This window comes from Actinoplanes sp. NPDC048791 (assembly GCF_040650095.1).
Classification (GTDB): Bacteria; Actinomycetota; Actinomycetes; order Mycobacteriales; family Micromonosporaceae; genus Actinoplanes.
The window spans coordinates 1-1,933 of the sequence record NZ_JBEZGQ010001340.1 but is presented as its reverse complement, the minus strand read 5'-3'; the positions used below and the strand labels follow the sequence as shown (position 1 = coordinate 1,933).

At 73.4% G+C, this 1,933-nt stretch carries 2 protein-coding genes; one reads left to right on the top strand and one right to left on the bottom strand.

The annotated features are described in order from the left end of the window. Positions 1-136: 136 nt before the first annotated feature. Positions 137-1,402: a phosphopyruvate hydratase gene (eno, locus tag AB0C29_RS46095; protein WP_360834380.1), complete on the bottom strand. Its 1,266-nt coding sequence runs from the start codon at positions 1,400-1,402 to the stop codon at positions 137-139. A 90-nt stretch (positions 1,403-1,492) separates the two neighbouring features. On the opposite strand from eno, the gene AB0C29_RS46090 reads away from it, so the two are divergent. Further along, the coding region (locus AB0C29_RS46090; RefSeq protein WP_360834378.1) for a MerR family transcriptional regulator at positions 1,493-1,933 on the top strand (441 nt) is incomplete at its 3' end.

Genomic DNA, 1,933 nt, shown 5'->3' with positions numbered 1-1,933 from the left:
GGCCGGACGGCGCGGCGGGGCGCGGCCTGGGCCGCTCCGGGGACGAGGGTGCCGCCGCCCGCGACGGCGGCGGCTCCCAGCAGGGTACGGCGGGTGATCGTCATCCTTCGCAGCGTGCCGCCCCGCCCGCCCACGGTCAAGGACAGCCGGCGTACCGGGCGGTGTCGCCCAGCTCCTCCTCGATGCGGATGAGCTGGTTGTACTTCGCCGTACGGTCCGAACGCGACAGTGAGCCGGTCTTGATCTGGCCGCAGCCCACCGCCACCGCCAGGTCCGCGATCGTGGTGTCCTCGGTCTCGCCCGAGCGGTGCGACATGACCACCCGGTAGCCGGCCTTGTGGGCCGCGTCCACCGTGGCCAGTGTCTCGGTCAGGGTGCCGATCTGGTTGAGCTTCACCAGGATGGCGTTGGCGTAGCCGCCCTCGATCCCGGCGCGCAGCCGCTCGGCGTCGGTGCAGAAGACGTCGTCGCCGACCAGCTGGACCCGGTCGCCGGTGCGGGCGGTCAGCAGCTGCCAGCCGGTGATGTCGTCCTCGGCCATCGGGTCCTCCAGCGAGCTGATCGGGTAGCGGGCCAGCAGCGCCTCGAGGTAGTCGACCTGCTCCTCGACCGTACGGTCGCGGTCCTCGCCGGCGTAGCGGTAACGGCCACCGGAGAAGAACTCCGACGCGGCCGGGTCGAGGCAGATGGTGATGTCGGTGCCGGGCTTGTAGCCGGTGTCCTCGATGGCCCGCAGCACGAACTCCAGGGCCTCGTCCGCGGTGGCGAACCCCGGCGCGAAGCCGCCCTCGTCGCCGACGTTGGTGTTGTGGCCGGCCGCGGCCAGGGACTTCTTCAGGGTGTGGAAGACCTCGGCGCCCATCCGGACCGCCTCGAAGAAGGTCGGCGCGCCCACCGGCGCGATCATGAACTCCTGGAAGTCGAGCGGGTTGTCGGCGTGCGCGCCACCGTTGACGATGTTCATCATCGGCACCGGCAGCAGGCGGGCGCCGACCCCGCCGACGTAGCGGTAGAGCGGCTGGTGATGCGCCTGCGCGGCGGCCTTCACGGTGGCCAGGGAGACGCCGAGGATCGCGTTGGCGCCGAGGCGGGACTTGCCGGGCGTACCGTCGAGCTCGGTCATGGTCCGGTCCACCCGGGCCTGGTCCTCGGCGTCCAGGCCGGTCACCGCCGCGGCGATCTCGCCGTTGACGGCGGCGACCGCCCGGCGCACCTCACGGCCGTGGAAGCGGGCCGGGTCGCCGTCGCGTAACTCGACCGCCTCGTGGGTGCCGGTCGACGCCCCGGACGGCACCGCCGCCCGGCCCCGGGAGCCGTCGGTGAGCACCACGTCGACCTCCACCGTCGGGTTGCCGCGGCTGTCCAGCACCTGCCGTCCGGTCACGCTTTCGATCTTCGTCATGGGGCCAGCCTGGCCAGTGGGGACGGGTTGCGGAAGGGCGATGATGAACACCTTGACCCGTACCCGGGGGTGCGGGTTTAGGGTCTGCGGATGCGGGTGGGTGAGCTGGCGCGGCGGACCGGGACGACGGTCCGGGCGCTGCGGTACTACGAGACGGCCGGGCTGGTCGTGCCGCGGCGGCTGGGCAACGGCTACCGCGAGTACGACCCTGTCGCCGTACGGCTGGTCGCGCAGATCCGGGAGCTCATGGCGCTGGGGCTCAGCGTCGAGGAGACCCGCCCGTTCGTGGAGTCGATCGCCTCGGGGGCCGGGGAGGCGGACGTGTGCGCGGCGGCGCTGGCCACGTACCGGAGCACCATCACCGGCCTGCAGGAACGCATCGGCCGGCTGACCGCCCAGCGGGAGGCCCTCGACGCCCGGATCGACGAGGCCGCCGGCCGGGTCGTGACCGGCCGCCCGGCGCCGGGCGCGGATCCGGGCGCGCTGGTCGGCCACCGGATGGCGGCGCTGGCGTTCTACGGCACCGACGGG

What these genes read in the sequence shown, in the direction of transcription:
- eno (WP_360834380.1), bottom strand. Translation starts at nt 1,402, where the DNA reads ATGACGAAGATCGAAAGCGTGACCGGACGGCAGGTGCTGGACAGCCGC.